At 61.3% G+C, this 16160-nt stretch carries 16 protein-coding genes; 10 read left to right on the top strand and 6 right to left on the bottom strand.

The window, feature by feature from the left end:
• Positions 1 to 58: 58 nt before the first annotated feature.
• The 6 genes from QFZ94_RS35945 to QFZ94_RS35920 all read right to left on the bottom strand — a co-directional run bounded on the left by QFZ94_RS35945 (position 59) and on the right by QFZ94_RS35920 (position 5321).
• The gene (locus QFZ94_RS35945) at positions 59 to 976 is read right to left on the bottom strand and encodes an NADP-dependent oxidoreductase (RefSeq protein WP_429463642.1); all 918 of its coding nucleotides are present in this window, start codon (positions 974 to 976) and stop codon (positions 59 to 61) included.
• Between the two features lie 138 nt (positions 977 to 1114).
• Positions 1115 to 1588, bottom strand: coding sequence for a DUF3788 domain-containing protein (locus tag QFZ94_RS35940; protein WP_429462810.1), 474 nt, complete (start codon positions 1586 to 1588; stop codon positions 1115 to 1117).
• 81 nt (positions 1589 to 1669) lie between these two features.
• A complete protein-coding gene (locus QFZ94_RS35935; protein WP_429462809.1) occupies positions 1670 to 2587 on the bottom strand; it encodes an NADP-dependent oxidoreductase in 918 nt (305 codons plus the stop codon).
• Between the two features lie 65 nt (positions 2588 to 2652).
• Positions 2653 to 3198, bottom strand: a complete 546-nt coding sequence (locus tag QFZ94_RS35930; RefSeq protein ID WP_368585724.1) for a carboxymuconolactone decarboxylase family protein — start codon at positions 3196 to 3198, stop codon at positions 2653 to 2655.
• 119 nt (positions 3199 to 3317) lie between these two features.
• Complete coding sequence (locus QFZ94_RS35925) at positions 3318 to 3953, bottom strand: nitroreductase family protein (RefSeq protein WP_429462808.1); 636 nt, start codon at positions 3951 to 3953, stop codon at positions 3318 to 3320.
• Positions 3954 to 4364: 411 nt separating this feature from the next.
• Entirely contained in the window at positions 4365 to 5321 is a 957-nt protein-coding gene (locus QFZ94_RS35920; RefSeq protein WP_368585722.1) for an AraC family transcriptional regulator, read from the bottom strand.
• Positions 5322 to 5643: 322 nt separating this feature from the next.
• Between QFZ94_RS35920 and QFZ94_RS35915 the strand changes: the two genes are divergently transcribed.
• The 10 genes from QFZ94_RS35915 (at position 5644) to QFZ94_RS35870 (ending at position 16130) form a co-directional block, all read left to right on the top strand.
• Positions 5644 to 6726, top strand: coding sequence for an ABC transporter ATP-binding protein (locus QFZ94_RS35915; RefSeq protein WP_429462807.1), 1083 nt, complete (start codon positions 5644 to 5646; stop codon positions 6724 to 6726).
• Complete coding sequence (locus tag QFZ94_RS35910) at positions 6716 to 7642, top strand: carbohydrate ABC transporter permease (protein ID WP_429462806.1); 927 nt, start codon at positions 6716 to 6718, stop codon at positions 7640 to 7642. Before QFZ94_RS35915 ends, QFZ94_RS35910 begins: the two co-directional genes overlap by 11 nt.
• Complete coding sequence (locus QFZ94_RS35905; protein WP_368585719.1) at positions 7639 to 8526, top strand: carbohydrate ABC transporter permease; 888 nt, start codon at positions 7639 to 7641, stop codon at positions 8524 to 8526. The genes QFZ94_RS35910 and QFZ94_RS35905 overlap by 4 nt, the downstream gene beginning before the upstream one ends.
• Positions 8527 to 8658: 132 nt before the next feature.
• Positions 8659 to 9993, top strand: coding sequence for an extracellular solute-binding protein (locus QFZ94_RS35900; protein WP_368585718.1), 1335 nt, complete (start codon positions 8659 to 8661; stop codon positions 9991 to 9993).
• A gap of 115 nt (positions 9994 to 10108) precedes the next feature.
• Positions 10109 to 11629 carry an alpha-N-arabinofuranosidase gene (locus QFZ94_RS35895; protein WP_429462805.1) on the top strand — a complete coding sequence of 507 codons (1521 nt, stop codon included), beginning with the start codon at positions 10109 to 10111 and terminating at the stop codon, positions 11627 to 11629.
• A gap of 34 nt (positions 11630 to 11663) precedes the next feature.
• Positions 11664 to 12419 (top strand): FadR/GntR family transcriptional regulator, encoded by a 756-nt coding sequence (locus QFZ94_RS35890; RefSeq protein ID WP_410851528.1) that lies wholly within the window; start codon positions 11664 to 11666, stop codon positions 12417 to 12419.
• Between the two features lie 295 nt (positions 12420 to 12714).
• A complete protein-coding gene (locus tag QFZ94_RS35885) occupies positions 12715 to 13350 on the top strand; it encodes a hypothetical protein (protein ID WP_429462804.1) in 636 nt (211 codons plus the stop codon).
• 81 nt (positions 13351 to 13431) lie between these two features.
• Complete coding sequence (locus QFZ94_RS35880) at positions 13432 to 14250, top strand: hypothetical protein (protein ID WP_429462803.1); 819 nt, start codon at positions 13432 to 13434, stop codon at positions 14248 to 14250.
• Between the two features lie 54 nt (positions 14251 to 14304).
• A complete protein-coding gene (locus QFZ94_RS35875) occupies positions 14305 to 14952 on the top strand; it encodes a hypothetical protein (RefSeq protein WP_368585713.1) in 648 nt (215 codons plus the stop codon).
• Positions 14953 to 15029: 77 nt separating this feature from the next.
• Entirely contained in the window at positions 15030 to 16130 is a 1101-nt protein-coding gene (locus QFZ94_RS35870; protein WP_429462802.1) for a hypothetical protein, read from the top strand.
• Positions 16131 to 16160 lie beyond the last annotated feature (30 nt).

Below are 16160 nucleotides of genomic sequence, written 5' to 3'. Positions count from 1 at the left end.
GCGCGCACGAATGGCGGGGCAAGGTGCAGAGCAGCGCCGCTCGACCTTCCGCGACTTCTCATGGACGAACCTGGATGATCGTCTTCCCGCTGATCCGCTCAGTCGGATTGAAAGCGGCGACGGCTTCGTCGAGAGTCGCGATCTTGCCGATGTTCGTCCGCAGTCGTCCATCCCGTATGCGCTGGACGATCTCGTTCAGTTGCGCACGATCGGACTCGACAACGAAGTCGACCGCGAGACCATTGGCCGGTCGCGCCTCGGCTGGCCCGACCACGGACACGAGCGTTCCGCCGGCTCGAACCAGACCCGCGGACCGTTTCCCGATGTCGCCGCCGATGACATCGAACACCAGATCGACTCCGCCCACATCTTCCAACCTGCCGCGGTCGAGGTCGACAAACTCCTGCGCGCCGAACTCGATCGCCTTCTGACGGTCAGCGGCGCGTCCCGTGCCGATGACGTAAGCGCCGGCCTCTCGCGCGAGTTGAGTCACCATCGTCCCGACCGCGCCGGCCGCACCGTGCGCGAGAACGCGCTGACCCGCCTGAAGGCGCCCGTGCTGGAACAGACCTTGCCATGCGGTCAGTCCCGAGATCGGCAGGCTCGCGCCGACTGTGAAGTCGACATCGCCCGGCAGTGGCACAAGGTTGCGGGCCTCGATCGCCACATATTCAGCGAGGGAGCCGTCTCGATACCAGTCTGCGAGGCCGAACACTCGCTGTCCGACTGACAACCCGGTCGTGCCATAGCCGAGAGCGGTGACTACTCCGGCCAGCTCGTGGCCGGGGATCGAAGGTGTTCGATCACGGTCGCCGCGATCGGTCCAAGTCGAGGGCCACGCCATCTCGGTCCCGACGAATCCCGACGCGTGAACCCGAACAACAACGTCGTTTATCGCCGCCGCCGGTTCGGGCCGCTCGGACAGTTTCATCGCGGCCGTTCCCGCCGCTTGATCCGTCACAGTGATTGCCTTCACGAGAACTATCTCCTTTAAGATCGGCCCGCCTGCCCCTGGCCATTGGCTCACTCGAGACCGCGCTCGCCCGGCTCGATGCGTTGGGCTCGTGGCCACTTAACGTCGATGCAATCGAGGCCGAAAGTGTGGGCGCGGGTTTTAGAACTTGCGCGACATCGAACCGCCTGATAGTGGAGGGCGCTTCATACTCACAAGCTCGATCACCTCATGGCGAACCTCCGCGGATGAGATCGCAACGGTCAACCATTTCCCGTCGGGGTATGCTCGGGCTTCATCGTAGAGCTTGACCAACTGCGGGCTCCAGAGATAACGCCGCTCCTCGAACTTCTCTCGCTCTGCTCGCCCCAGTACCACCTGAACCGAAAACAGCCCGTATGCCGGCTGCAACGTGCAGGACGCCCTGGTGTTCTTGTAGCGCAGCGACCAACCGCGTTTCTTGCCGCCATAGAGCCAATCCGGCGTGAAAACACCCGGGTAGGATGCCGCGATCCAGCTCTGCAACTCGGACCAATGCTCGAACGCGTCCGGCCCGATCCAGTTCCGGACAATGCGCTCATCGGGTGGTGCTGATTTGTCGGTGATCCTGTCGCCGATCTGGGGGGCCTGCTTCATATTGCTTTCCTCTTTCGCTTCATCGGTGGAATGCTGATGCGCCGGTACGGATGTCGGGGCTTACTATTTCTCGTGGACCCATCATGGGCGAACGCGGATAACCGTCTTCCCGTGGGTCCGCCTGGGTCCATTGAAGGTGGCGACGGCGTCGTCGAGAGTCGAGACGTTGCCGATGTTCGCGCGCAGCCGTCCGTCACGCACACGATCGATGATCCCGGTCAGTTGGGCGCGCTCAGGCACGACGACGAAGTCGATCGCCAGACCGTCGGCGGGACGTGCATCGGTCGGGCCAGCAATGGTCACTAGCGTTCCGCGGGCTCGAATCAGGCCAGCCGACCGCTTCGCGATATCGCCACCGAAGACATCGAAAACCAGATCTATCGATCCGACGTCTTCGAGGACGTCGTTCTCGAGGTCGACGAATTCCTGCGCGCCGTAGTCAAGCGCCGCCTGCCGGTGGGCTGCGCGTCCGGTGCCGATGACGTAGGCGCCGGCCTCACGTGCGAGCTGGGTGACCATCGAGCCGACAGCGCCTGCCGCACCGTGCACGAGGACGCTCTGTCCCGCCTGGATGCGACCGTGATCGAACAGCCCCTGCCACGCGGTCAGGCCCGGCATCGCCACGCTCGCGCCTACCGTGTAGTCGACGTCGCCCGGCAGCGGCGCGAGATTGCGTGCCTCGACTGCCACGTACTCGGCCAGCGTGCCGCTGCGATGCGAGTCCGTGATGCCGAACACCCGCTGTCCCACCGACAGCCCCGTCGTGCCATAGCCCAGCGCGCTGACCACTCCAGCCAGCTCTTGCCCGGGAATCACCGGCGTCCGGTCACGGCCGCCGCGATCGGTCCAGGTCGAGGGCCACGTCAGCTCATCCCCGGTGAATCCGGAAGCATGAACCCGAACGACGACGTCGTTTATCGCTGCCTCCGGCTCAGGCCGGTCCATCAGCTGCATCCCGGCCGTTCCCGCGGCCTGGTCCGTCACAATGATCGCCTTCATCGTCCATCTCCTTGTGAGTGGTCTATCGTCATGTTCGAATGCGCTGGCAAACGGGGGATTAGCGTTCAGATCGAACCGGCCGGCGTAACCGAGGGAAAGTCCTTCTCGGGATCGAACACGTTGTTGAAGAAGTTCGTCAGCGAGTACATGGCCACCAGCGCGACGATCTCCATCACGTTCGCGTCCGTGTAGCCGGCATCGCGGACGGCTTGCAGATCGGCGTCGCTGACCTTGCCGCGGGCCTCGATGACCTTGCGCGCAAACTGGACAGCGGCGTCGCGCTTCGGATCCGCGGCGTGGCCCCTGCGGGCGAGAATGATTTCATCGGCCGACAGCTTTGCCATGTGTTCGGCCGTAAAGCTGTGAACCGTCAGGCAGTAGTTGCAGCCGTTCACTTCAGAGACCGCGAGGCCGATGCTGTCACGCGTCTTCACGTCGAGCGCCTTGCTCAGCGAACCGAGCAGGGTGGCCCATGCGTTGAATGCGATCGGGCTTTGCGCGAAGCTCGCCATCATGTTCGGGGTGAAGCCGATGTTTCTGGTGAACGCGTCGAGCGTCGGCCTGGAATCCGCAGGTACCTGTTGCGGCGTTAGAGCAGTAGTTCTTGGCATCGTAGTCGTCCTTATCAAGTTGCTGGTTTTACTGATCGGCAAAGGTCCGTGCGAGGACCGCTCATTGATTTGCTTCGCGCCGTGGTCCCTGTTTGTACTCGAGGCGGCTCGGTCCGCGCCTATACCAGATCCAATACGTCGGCCACAGGACGACGCGGCTTTTGCGCCCAGTTTCCCTGACGCTCCGCTCCTACGGACAACAGCAGGACCGGCACTTCGTCCTCGGCCAGTCCGAACTCGCGGTGCACGGCTTCGTCATCGAAGCCGATCATCGGCGTCGAACCCAGGCCCATCGAGCGGGCCGCATAGATCATCGCCGCCGCGCCGAAAGTGGCGGTGCGTACAGCTTCGTCTCGCCGTCGCTGCGGGTACGCCATGTACAGATTGCGCGCCGGGATTTCCCACTCCGGCACCATGGTTGCCGGCATCACGCCCGCTTCCACCAGTGGTGCCAGACGCTCGGGTATCACACTGGTTTCGACCAGCTGGCCGCAGACGATGAAAGTAACCGCTGCATCTTTGATCGCGGGCTGGTTCCACGCAATTGGACTCAGCCGGGCCTTGGCTTCGGGCGTGCGTACGGCGATGAAGCGCCAGTTCTGCAAGTGAAAAGATGTCGGCGCACTGGTGCCGATTCGTACCAGTTCGCGGATCTGGTCGTCGCTCAGGGTCGCGGCGGGGTCGTAATACTTGGCCGCGCTGCGGCTCAGGATGCATTCGATGACGGGATTGGTCATGGTGATTTCGTTTTTCATGAGAAGTCCTGTGTGTAGATGGATAGATTCAGGTACACGGATGCTTTCGCTCTATGCCCAGCCATCCGGTAATTCCAACTTGCTGGCGAGCCGATAGCCTTGCGCGCGGCAAGGCGGCTTACTCGAGCGGCGGGAAGTCGACGTCGGTGCCGTTGATACATTTGGTTTGGGAGCCTTCACTTTAGGCCTGCTCGATGCCGCTTTCGAGACTGGATTTACTCAATAAAATGTCCAAAAGGATCAAGTCGACACGGCGCATCTCGTCTCGTCGAGATCGAGGTTTGCGGGCTGCAGGTATGGACGGACGCGTCGAGGGTCGCTCGCGCGAATGAGCGGCGGCGCCGACCCGTCTAACGCCTCATCGGGTCGCACACAGAACGCGAAGCGACGATTCGTGGCCGCGACTTGCCGTTACTGACCGTTGCGGGCGATACGGCGCCATTGACCCGGCGTCATGCCCATCCTCTCGGTGAACACACGGCGGAATGACGATACGGATTGATACCCCACCGACTCGGCCACGGCCTCCGTGGTCATCATCGGCTTCTTCAATTCGTTGGCAGCCAGACTCATCCGGATCTCGGTCAGCAGCTCGAGGGCCGAGCGCCCCAGCGTGTCCTGAAAGTGCCGCATGAAGGTGGCGCGTGACATGCTGCATAAGTCGGCTAGCTCAGGCAGGTTCCAGGGCCGCGCCGGATCGGCGAACATGGCTGAAATGGCTGGCGCCAATCGTGGATGGCCGGCCAGCGCCAACAGGCCGGCCGGCGCGTGTTCGGATTCGCTCGCCTCGCGCAATACCAGTGTGAAAAGCGCCGAGGAAAGGGCGTTGAGGACCGCGTAGCCACCGACCTTGTCGCCCGTGGACTCTTCGCGCATCAGTGCCACGAAATTGGCCAGGTGGTTCGAAGCAGACCCGATACGCGTTTCACCATGACTTTCCATGGTCCGTACCACCAGATTCGTCGGCAGGTAATTGCGTATCAGCCGATCATGAGGCGGCCCGATGAGAAAACGCCCGCACAGCATGTCCAGATGCTCGCCCTGGCCGTTGTTCTCGCTGAACATCAAACCGGCGGAATCATGGCGTTCGCAAGTAGGCCCGGGCGTGTGTCCGCTGCCATCGTGCAGCACATGCGCCGACCCGTGAGGCAGCAGCACGATATCGCCGGCTACCAGCTCCGTGGCCGTCTGTGTCTCAGGATCCTCGATCACTGCCCGGCCTTTGAGCACGACGTGGTAAGGAATCTCATGCGCCGCGGACTGGTCCCAGGCCACGCGCCATGGCGCACCGTAGACGCAGCGAACCTCCAGCCGGCCGGTGACGGTGATCATTTGCAGCAGGTGGCTGAGCCAGTCGATCTGGGACATAGAACTCCGTTAGGCCTCGGGACGGCGTCGCGGACAGTTATCTCTCCAACGACTTCGCAAAACGCATTCAGATCATCATTTACGATCCTCGTGCTTCTTTTTGGCGTAGGTAGCGCGGCCGCATGGACGGCAAGTTCTCCTTTCGAATTGCGTATTGCATGGGCAATTCAATAAGCATATCCCGATACCAAATCCGAACAGATCAATATCGAAATAGGGATTGGACGAATCAAACCGTTCGAAATTACTATATTTTCATAATATCAAAGCAGACAAATACAGAAAGAGACGGCAGTTCCGGGACATAACCCAAGGAGGCACGGTGACGGGCATTCAGCTCAACGGCGTGACAAAGCGGTATGGCGAGACGGAAGTGATCACCGGTCTCGACCTGAACATCCATGAAGGCGAATTCCTCGTCTTTCTCGGCCCGTCCGGTTGCGGCAAGTCGACGCTGCTGCGCATGATCGCCGGGCTGGAGGCCGTCAGCGAAGGCCAGATCAGCATCGGTGGCCGCGAGGTCACGCACCTGCCGCCGGCCAGGCGCGACGTCGCGATGGTGTTTCAGCACTACGCGCTCTATCCGCACATGACGGTCTACGACAACATGGCGTTCGGCTTGCGCAACTCGGGCGTCGTCGCGAGCGAGATCAACCGGCGCATTACCGAGGCCGCCCGCATGCTCGAACTCGATGCGCTGCTCAAGCGCCGCCCCGCGCAACTGTCGGGTGGTCAGCGTCAGCGGGTCGCGATTGGTCGCGCGGTGGTCAAGGAACCGGAAGCGTTCCTGTTCGATGAGCCGTTGTCGAACCTCGATGCGGCGTTGCGCACGCGTACCCGGGTCGAACTGGCGCGGATCCATCGGCGCCTCAGCTCGACGATGGTCTTCGTCACACACGATCAGATCGAAGCGATGACGCTCGCCACACGCATCGTCGTGATGAACCGCGGCCGCATCGAGCAGATCGGCGCGCCGCTCGATATCTACCGGCGTCCGGCGACGCGCTTCGTGGCCGGCTTCATCGGCGCACCAGCAATGAACTTCATCGATGTCGAACCGGCCGGCGAAAACGGCGGCCGTTTGTGCGTGCGCCTGCCGGTCGACAACGTCGTGCTGCCGACCACGATCGCCGCCGGCAGATTGCCGCCGGGCCAACTCACGCTCGGCATCCGCGCCGAGCATGTGGTGATCGACGCCGCCGGCGCGCTCAATGGGCGCGCCGAATTCATCGAGCGGCTCGGCGACCGTTCGCTCGCGCACGTGAGTCTGGCGAGCAATCAGCTGATCGTCATCGAGATTCCGCGCGAGTACGAATTGCAGCCCGGCGACCCGCTTCGTATGAGTCTCGATACTGCCCATCTGCACCTGTTCGACGCCAGCGGGAGCGCGCATCATGGCGGCTGATCGCCCGCTGACGGCCGGTCTGCCGAAAGCGCGGCGGCGCCGTTTCAACTATCCCCTCGCGTCCTGGTCGAACGGGCTGTTCGTGTTGCCGTTCGTGATCGTCTACGTGCTGTTGCTGGTGGTGCCGCTCGTGTACGGCTGGTGGCTGAGCTTGCAGAACGTCGATCTGCTCGGCGACACGTCCGAGTTCATCGGCCTGAAGAACTATCTCGACCTCGCGTCCGATCCGATCTTTCGCGGCGCCGTGCGCAACACGTTCTACTTCGTGTTCATGACCGTGCCGATGTTCGTCGCGCTCGGTCTTGCGCTCGCGCTCGTGCTCAATCGGCCGGGCCGATTTTGCGCCGCGCTGCGTGCGATATTCTTCGGGTCGTCGGTGCTGTCGGTGACGATCGTCACGCTCGTCTGGAAGCTGGTATTGATGCCGGGCCATGGGCTGCTCGCCGATGTCAGCCGCGCGCTCAACATCCCCGAGTACGTGCCGCTCGTCCATGAAGCCACGGCGCTGCCGATGATCGCGATCGTCACCGTATGGTGGATCGTGGGCCTGCCGGTGATGCTGTTTCTTGCCGCGCTCCAGCAGATCCCACAGGAGCTATACGAAGCGGCTGCGCTCGATAACGCGAGCCGTTGGCGCACCTTCGTAGCGATCACGCTGCCGTCGATCCGGCGCACCGTTGCGCTGGTTGCGGTGATCGAAGCAGTGTTCCAGTTCCAGCTGTTCGGTCAGGCGCAATTGCTGACCGGCGGCGGACCGAACAATGCATCGCGACCACTCGTCCAGTTCATTTACGAATCCGGCTTCCGCCAATGGTTGTTCGGCTATTCGGCTGCCGCGGCCCAGGTGCTGTTCGCACTGATGCTGCTGGGTATCGCCGTGCAGTCATGGATCGTACGCAGAAAGGACCCCGCATGAGTACCGCCGCAATGCAGTCCGCTTCGAATCCAGCTGGGCCCGAACGTTCGCGCGGGTCGTTGGCCGGCCGTCTCGGCGAACGCGTGATGCTCGGCGCCGTGGTGCTGCTCGCGCTCGTCTGGATCGCGCCGCTGGTCTGGGTGTTCGCGCTGTCGTTCAAGCCGAACGCCTTCCTGGAGCAGCATACCGATGTGCTGTTCTCGCCACCGTTCACGCTGCAGAACTACGCCAGCATCATCGGTACGTCAGCCGTCGGCGGCTGGTTGATCAACAGCGCGATCGTCGCGCTGGGCCAGACGCTGCTGACGCTCGTCATCGCGTCGCTGGCCGGCTACGGCTTCGCGCGCACGACGTTCCCAGGCAAGCGCTGGGTATACGTGATCTGCCTCGCCGGGCTCGCGGTTCCCGAGCAGGCGCTCGTGATTCCGCTGCATAGCCTGTTCGCGTCGCTCGACTGGCACAACACCTATGGCGCACTGATCATGCCGAGGCTCGCGTCACCGTTCGGCGTGTACCTGATGACCCAGTACTTCAAGGCCGTCCCCGTCGAAATCGAGGAAGCCGCGCTGCTCGACAACGCGTCGCGCTTCAAGGTGTTCTGGCGCATCGTGCTGCCGCTGTCGATTCCGGCACAGGCGACGCTTGCGATCTTCACCTTCCTCAGCGCGTGGAACGACTACCTGTGGCCGCTCGTGTCGGCATCGAAGCCGGAGATGTATACGTTGACGATCGGCCTCGCGTCGACGCAAGGCAATTTCGCGCAGTCCGAGGGCATTGGCTATCTGATGGCGCAAGCCGTGTTCGCCGGCCTGCCGATCTTCGTGCTGTACCTGTTTTTCCAGAAGTACATCGTGGCCGCCGTGGCGGGCACCACGGTGCGCTGAACCGCTGGCACACCGATGTTTCCCGGCATCGGCGCCTTGCTTGAAAAGAACCGGTCACGCCGGTAATCCATAGCGGCCGCGCGCTGTCGATCGGAAATACGCGGCTCATCGAGTATTCGACAGGAGACAACCATGAAGAGATCGCTCGTACGCGGTGCGCTTTTGCTTGCCTTGCTGAGCCTGACGGCGGGCCTCGCGGCTCCCGCTCAGGCCAAAACCGAAATTACGCTGTCGCGCTTTTTCGGCGCCTGCGACGCTGAATACGGCAATGTGAACGACGTGAGCAAGGCCGCGGGTGAGTGCGGAATCATCACGACGCTGGTCAATGAGTTCAATGCGACGAACAAGGAAGATATCGTCGTCAAGCCGCAGATCATCGAATGGTCTCCTTACTATACGCAGATCGACGCGCGCATTCTGAGTCACGACGTACCGACGATCTCGGTCATGCACGAAGCCGTGCTCGGCGACTATGTGAAGCGCAAGCTCGTCGAACCGCTCGACGTCGGGTTCAAGTCGGTGGGGATTGATACGAAGGACTTCACGGATCACGCGCGCCGCGGCGTCACGTTCGACGACAAGACCTACGCGTTGCCGTTCGACACGCATTCGTGGCTCTGGCATATCAACATCAATCTGTTCAGGAAGGCGGGTCTCGTCGACGCGAGCGGCAAGCCGATCCTGCCGACCACGCCCGACGAACTGCTCAAGCAGGCGAAACAGTTCAAGGACAAGACCGGTCTGCCGTACATCACAATGCCGATCGCCAACGAGAGCGCCGCGCAGACGCGTTCGTTGTACACGATGGTCTATCAGCAGAACGGCACGCTCTTTCCGTCGGGCCCGACAAAAATCGATCCGCGCGTCAAGCCCGTGACCAACGCACTGCAATTGCTGGATGGGCTGATGAAGGCGGGCGACATCACCCCGAACCTCGACTACGGTGCAGCGAATCAGGCGTTCATGAACGGCAAAGCGGGTGTGCTGATCTGCGGCACATGGGTGATCGAGGACTTGACCAACCTGTCGAAGAAAACCGATTCGCCGCTCGCCAACAACGGCTATGAGGTCGTGCCGTTCCCGAACCTGTTCCAGAAGAAAGCGGTGTGGGCCGATGGCCACTCATGGGTGATGCTCAAGGGCGGCGCGAAGGATGACAAGAGCCGCCACGCCGCGTTCGTGTTCCTCAAGTTCCTCTACGACCACGACGCCGACTGGGCCCGCACGGGGCATCTGCCGGCGCGGCAGTCGGTCATCGATAGCGCGGCGTTCAACGCGTTGCCGCATCGCGCGGACATCAAGGAGATCTCGTCCATCGGCTATGCGCTGCCGAACACGGTGCCGCGTCAGTTCGCGATTCAGGAGATCGTCGGCAGCGAGGTCAGCAACATGTTGACCTCAGGCAAGCCGATCGCCGCCGTCGAACAGGATGCGCAAGACCGCGTCAACAAGCTGCTGTCCAGGTAGTGGCCGCACGCCTGTCCCGAACTCAACGGAACCTCGCCGAACCCATTCGAGCTCACAAGCCGGCGTGCCGCATCAGGCGGCACGCGCAGGCGACCTCACCACAGGACCTATCACAATGATTACCTCCCGCCTTGTCGTCGACCGGGATTTCGTCGTCGCTGACCTTGACCGGCGCGTGTTCGGTACTTTCGTCGAACATATGGGCCGCTGCGTCTATACCGGCATCTATGAGCCGGATCACCCCGACGCGGATGAGCGTGGCTATCGAAAAGACGTGATGGCGCTCACGCGCGAACTCGGGCCGACGATCGTCCGTTATCCCGGCGGCAACTTCCTGTCGGGCTATAACTGGGAAGACGGTGTCGGCCCGAAGGCGCAGCGGCCCAAGCGGCTCGATCTCGCATGGTATTCGGTCGAGACCAATCAGTTCGGCACCAACGAATTCATCGACTGGTGCCGCGAGCTCGATATCGAGCCCATGTACGGGGTCAATCTCGGCACGCGTGGACCGGACGAAGCCCGCCATTTCGTCGAGTACTGCAATCATCCCGGCGGCACCGCGCTGTCGGACTTGCGCCACGAACATGGTTACGCGAAGCCGCACGACATCAAGTTCTGGTGTCTCGGCAACGAGATGGACGGCCCCTGGCAAATCGGCCGCAAGACCGCCGACGAGTACGGTCGCGTCGCGCTCGAAACCGCCAAGCTGATGCGCGCGGTCGATCCCACCATTCAACTCGCGGCGTGCGGCTCGTCGACTCACGACATGGCGACCTATGGAGCGTGGGAAGATCGCGTGCTCGAACACTGCTTCGATCAGGTCGACTTCATCTCCTTGCACACGTACTTCGAGAACCGTCACGACTCGACCGCGGAATTCTTCGGCAACATCGACGTGATGGATCTGTTCATCAAGGAGATCGTTGCCGTTGCGGACAGCGTGGCGGCGCGCAAGCATTCGAGCAAACGCATCATGCTGTCGTTCGATGAATGGAATGTCTGGTACAAGGCGCGCTCGATCAACGATCTGCGCAAGCCGGGCTGGCCAAGCGCGCCGCGCCTGATCGAGGAGGTCTATAACGCCGAGGACGCGCTGGTGGTCGGCGGCGCACTGATCACGATGATGAACAACGCGGATCGCGTCAAAACGGCGTGCCTTGCGCAACTCGTCAACGTGATCGGACCGATCATGACCGAGCCGGGCGGAGCCGCGTGGCGGCAGACGATCTTTTATCCGTTCTCGCAGGCGTCGAAGTTCGGTCACGGCCGCGTGCTCAAGCCGGTGATCGAATCGCCCGCCTACGCGGCCGAGAGCTTTCCCGAGATCGCCTACCTGTGCGCCGCCGTGGTCGACGACCGCGCGAGCGGCACCACGACGATCTTCGCGTTGAACCGGCACCTGACCGACGAGATGGACCTCAGCATCGAATTGCGCGGCCTCGGCGTGGAGCGCACGCTCGATCACGCGCTCGAACTTCACCACCCGAACATGAAGGCGGTGAATACGCGCGAAGCGCCGTTGACGGTCGTGCCTGCGACCAACGAAAAGATCTCGGTCGATGGCGAAAAACTGACGGCGCGCCTGAAGCCGGGCTCGTGGAACGTGATCGTCACGACCGCGGCAAAGCGCGGCTAGGTGGTTCGCACGAGAAGTCTACGAAGGAGGGGTGATGTTCGAGCGTGAGCCCGTCGTAGGGACGATGACCGCGCAGGTTGCGCGGATCGTCGGCATGAGGATCGTCTCGGGCGAATTCGGCCCTGGCGATCTGCTCCCTGTCGAAAGCGAGTTGTGCACCGAGTACCGTGTGAGTCGCACGACCGTGCGCGAAGCGATCAAACAGCTCACCGGCAAGCGCCTGATCGAAGTGACGCCGAAGATCGGCACGCGCGTGTTGCCGTTCTCGGACTGGAATCTGCTCGACCGTGATGTGCTCGCGTGGCGGCTCAATGCGCAATTCGACTCGAAGATCGTCGAGGACATCTTCGAGATGCGCATCTGTTTCGAGCCGCGCGCGAGCTTTCTCGCGGCGCGGCACGGCAGCGACGACGACCTTCAGCTGATCGAGCGCCGCTACCGCGAGCTGGCGAGCGCCTATGCTTCGCCGTCGGCGCATTCGGATGTGCGCGCGGTGAGCGAAGCGGTGCTCGAATTTCATATGGCGATCATCGCGATGTCACAGAACGGCATGTTCATCACGATCGGCAGTGCGATCAAGGCGGCGTTGCGGGTGTCGTCCGAGATGCTGCTGCGGCAGGCGGCGCGGCCGAGCGAAGATATCGAGCTGCATGACGCGGTGCGTCGCCGGATCGTTGCGCGCGAACCGGAGGCCGCGTCCGCCGCGATGACGCGTCTGCTCGAAGCATCGCGCGAAAGGATGCTGCGCTACACGATCAGCCCGAAAGACGTGGTGGGGCGCGAGGGCTAAAAGACTCGGGCGGATCGGCGCATACCGCTTGCGCAACGCGACGCGTCGCTGCCTTGGGGGCACTGGCAACATTTTTCCGACCCGGCATACGCGCACGCTTGTCGTTCGTTCCGGCGGCACAAGCATAAGTTATGCGGAACGTATGCCGCCTGCGAAGGCGAAAAATGCATTTCTGGCCGCCTTCGCAGCCGCCGACGCCCAAACGTCTGATCTTGTTGATTGGGCGGAGCAGTTTACCTATCCTTTTATCCGGGCTTAAGTGCGGGCCGTGTGGTACTCAGCGGAAGGGGCGGACATGTCTACACCCAACAAACTTGGGCTGACCATCACCATCCCAAAGACAGTCTTCAGTTATCCCTGCAACTACAGTTTTGACCACTTCGTGCCGCTTACGGTGATGAAGGATAAATGTGGAATGGATGTGCAGATGCTTTGGGAATCTGCCGATGGCAATCTTATGCATCTCGCGGGGGTGTACAGCAACGAGCTCATATCCGCGCCGTTAAAAGCCACAGGTTGTTTCGCCAATCGAGGTTTTCATGTTTCCAGCAAGGTGGAGACATACTTGGGAAAAAGCAACGATGAGCACGGCTTTCCTGCCGAGATCGCCCTAACCGGCCCGGGTGAAATGGTTCTATACCAGGTCTTCGTCTATGGCACGAAACCGTGGACGGCTGCGCCGTGCTCAGGATTTCAGATTACCCATTCCGTGACAGACATCGGTGACGGTAAATTCAAAGTGACCACCACCAAGGAAGGCAAGGCGGTGCGCTTTCGTCACAGTATCGATGCTAGCGAAGGTGTCGTCGTGGAGGAACCCGTTGAATATTCGTCGGAGGCGGGGCAGGGGCGTGCAACCGTGGTTCAGATCGTCCAGCGTGGCGGGATCAAGCCGGCGATTCTGATCAAGGCCGACCTCTGCATACGATGACGGTGCCGCTGCAATTCAGGCACCCATTTCAGGCACACATTTCCGCAACAGCAACGGCCGCTCTGATCAGCCGATCGAGATATGGACTTTTCCGCCGGCGACATCATTATCGAGTACGACGACAGTGCCGACGAAGCGAAGCATGCGCTGATCTGGGTGGCTGACGCCGGGGGAAAAACCGTCATCCACAGCAAGGACGTGGGGAACCTGCAGGGCGTCGTGCAGCAGTCCGTCGGTGCGCTGGCAGTCACCGACGACGACTTCAAGTACCTCGTCTATCGTTACGAGAGTTCCGCCGTGGCGCAGGCGGCAGCGTGGTTCGCCGCAAGATGGGCCACGCGCAGTGACGATCCCATGGTGGTTGCGATGGTGAAATATGCAGAAACGAAAAATCAGGTCGTGAAAGCGACCGTTCCCTTCGGACGGCGTGGAGATCAATACCAGACCGATGAAGCCTGGACTGCCGACTCTTTGGTCCGCGCGGTGCGCGCCTGGCACCGCGGGATCACGGGCGTGAAGCTTTCGAGTCGCAAGGGAATCAGCTGCTCGCAGTTCGTCACATACTGTTTTCAGGCGGCCTGCCTGCACGCCGCGCTGCACAACATGTCCTTGCAATCACAGCAGGCGAAGAACTTTCTATTGGGTCCGCAAAATTTCCTGGCCTTGAAAAAGGGAAACCGCTACAGCCTCGTCTATGAAGCCCTGAAACCGGTGGTTGAGAATCTGAATGGCTTTATCCCGCCCGGCATGCTGGTCGATGCAAAGACGACGGACGCCGAGAATCTGCAGAATTGCCTCGAACAGGAGAACAGCAAGTTCGAATGCGTGGGGGTCGTGGCGACGGATAACCGGACCAGACCCACCAAAGCCTGGATCGAGGCGGAAGAGAAGTCTGATTGACGCAGCGAGCCGCCCCGCGGCGATGAAGATTCAGGGGGAATCGAGGAGAACGTCATGCCGGTTACCAGGACCGTGATGTCGATTCACGATGATCAGACGGGGGAGGGTACTGCGCTCGCATTTCCCACGATGTCGACCTGTTCTGCGATTATCTGCGTACTCGCCGACCGGCTCGTGGGCGTTCATAAAACCCAGGGCTGGCGCGGCAGCACAAACACTTTGTTCGCGCGCGCCGTCACGTTGATCGGCGGTGACAGGGTCTACGAGCTTTACATCGCCGGCTGGAACGTGGGCAGCAAGGAATATCACAACATCAGCCAGATTCAGAATGCAGTGGGATGCGCGGACGTGGCGACCTATGTGCTCGACTACCACAACGCCGATGTCATCGTCAAAAACAAACACAGCGGGGATCTGGTCAATCAGCAGGCCTTCCAGGCGCGAAAGGGGAAAGTCTTCACCCCTAGCCCAACCTCCGATCTCTGCACGTTTGCGTTTCATACCGGCAAGCGGAATCCCACCATCGGGATCAAGCGGTCGTCGAAGGTGACCATTACCGGCAGTGATCATGACGCCGTTAGCGAAAACCTCAAGCGCGAGGGTAGGGACGGGATGATGATCGCCGTGACAGAAGATATCCAGACGCCGAGCGATCATCTTCACATCCTGGACAAGTACCTGGATTTCGTTCACGTGGTTTGAATCACCGTGGCGATGCATGAGGGCGGACGGATCGGTGCGAGACCATTGCTGCGGCACACGACACTTTGGGAATAGCCATGAAAGACGTGACTGTGAGGATCAACGACACGCTTGGATTCATTCAAACCTCGGCAATCGGAACCTTCGCCGAGAACGCCTGCGCGCACGCTCTGGCCACTTCCTATATTCAGAATCATTATCCCCCGGCCAACGCACATCAACCCGGCTACGTGAATTTCTCAAACGGGATGTCGATGAAGAATGTGCACAACGCGGGTAACGAGACCCAGCGCGAAATGCGACGCGCCATTTATCTCCTGTGGCATGCCATTGGAAACAACGCGCTTGCAAATCGGGCCACGACGCTCGGTGCCGGATTGTTGGCAGCTGAGTATCGCCGTCTGTTGCAGAAGGCCAGGATAGTAGAGGATGCACATCATGCGCGCGACCACGGCAGCAGAAATCTGCTGACGACGGTTATCCCGGCTGCGCCGCTGCAGTTTCTCACGGACAACAAGATCATGGTTCGTGGTTCGACGGCCTATGCGCCGGATGCGCTAGACCGCAATCTCGTGAACTTTTACTTCACCTACGACGCGGCCCAGGATCGCTACATGTTCGTGCCCGTCGCGGGCTTTCCGGTTCCTGCAGGCGCGTATGGCTATTCCGCAGCAAGCGTGCGCGCCGTGCACTGGACTGCCGTCCCCGGTAGAGGAATCGTGGTAAATCCGGGGCCACCGCCGGGTGCTGCCAGCTTTGGCGCCATCGACGGTACACGTCTCGATGGCTCCGACGTGATGGTCACGACGCAGTTTACCGGCTGCAGTTTTTGCATGAAGGACGTGGGAGGGGTGATCTATGGCGCTCATATTTCGCCCAGCATCCCGGGACATCCGAACCCGCATGTCGGCCCGACCATGGCCCAGCAGCTCTGCGGAATGAATGCTAACGTTGGCGCCGGCGATTTCGCGAATCATGCAGGTGCCGCTCCTTTCATGGTGTATGGCGCAGGGCACAGCAACATCCCCGGCTTTCCAAACGGCTACCCGGTGCCCGGCGCTGGCGCGAATCCACTCCAATACATGTGCATGATTGGCGTGCGAGTGGGCGGCATCTGGCAGATCTTCTCCCAGCAAGTGTTCGCGGGCGGCGCATTCGCCGCCTTCCAGGTTCTGTAGTGGAATGTGTGCGAACAAAAAGATTCGGAA

The organism is Paraburkholderia sp. JPY465, assembly GCF_050436725.1.
Taxonomy (GTDB): domain Bacteria; phylum Pseudomonadota; class Gammaproteobacteria; order Burkholderiales; family Burkholderiaceae; genus Paraburkholderia; species Paraburkholderia youngii.
The sequence above is the reverse complement of the archived record's forward strand: the minus strand, read 5'-3'. Positions and strand labels throughout refer to the sequence as shown.

Bases quoted from the DNA above. Each gene is read 5' to 3' on its own strand.
- QFZ94_RS35905 (WP_368585719.1), top strand. From the start codon at position 7,639: ATGAGTACCGCCGCAATGCAGTCCGCTTCGAATCCAGCTGGGCCCGAA.
- QFZ94_RS35875 (WP_368585713.1), top strand. From the start codon at position 14,305: ATGCCGGTTACCAGGACCGTGATGTCGATTCACGATGATCAGACGGGG.
- QFZ94_RS35910 (WP_429462806.1), top strand. From the start codon at position 6,716: ATGGCGGCTGATCGCCCGCTGACGGCCGGTCTGCCGAAAGCGCGGCGG.
- QFZ94_RS35940 (WP_429462810.1), bottom strand. From the start codon at position 1,588: ATGAAGCAGGCCCCCCAGATCGGCGACAGGATCACCGACAAATCAGCA.
- QFZ94_RS35885 (WP_429462804.1), top strand. From the start codon at position 12,715: ATGTCTACACCCAACAAACTTGGGCTGACCATCACCATCCCAAAGACA.
- QFZ94_RS35895 (WP_429462805.1), top strand. From the start codon at position 10,109: ATGATTACCTCCCGCCTTGTCGTCGACCGGGATTTCGTCGTCGCTGAC.
- QFZ94_RS35935 (WP_429462809.1), bottom strand. From the start codon at position 2,587: ATGAAGGCGATCATTGTGACGGACCAGGCCGCGGGAACGGCCGGGATG.
- QFZ94_RS35900 (WP_368585718.1), top strand. From the start codon at position 8,659: ATGAAGAGATCGCTCGTACGCGGTGCGCTTTTGCTTGCCTTGCTGAGC.
- QFZ94_RS35920 (WP_368585722.1), bottom strand. From the start codon at position 5,321: ATGTCCCAGATCGACTGGCTCAGCCACCTGCTGCAAATGATCACCGTC.
- QFZ94_RS35870 (WP_429462802.1), top strand. From the start codon at position 15,030: ATGAAAGACGTGACTGTGAGGATCAACGACACGCTTGGATTCATTCAA.
- QFZ94_RS35930 (WP_368585724.1), bottom strand. From the start codon at position 3,198: ATGCCAAGAACTACTGCTCTAACGCCGCAACAGGTACCTGCGGATTCC.
- QFZ94_RS35925 (WP_429462808.1), bottom strand. From the start codon at position 3,953: ATGAAAAACGAAATCACCATGACCAATCCCGTCATCGAATGCATCCTG.
- QFZ94_RS35890 (WP_410851528.1), top strand. From the start codon at position 11,664: ATGTTCGAGCGTGAGCCCGTCGTAGGGACGATGACCGCGCAGGTTGCG.
- QFZ94_RS35880 (WP_429462803.1), top strand. From the start codon at position 13,432: ATGGACTTTTCCGCCGGCGACATCATTATCGAGTACGACGACAGTGCC.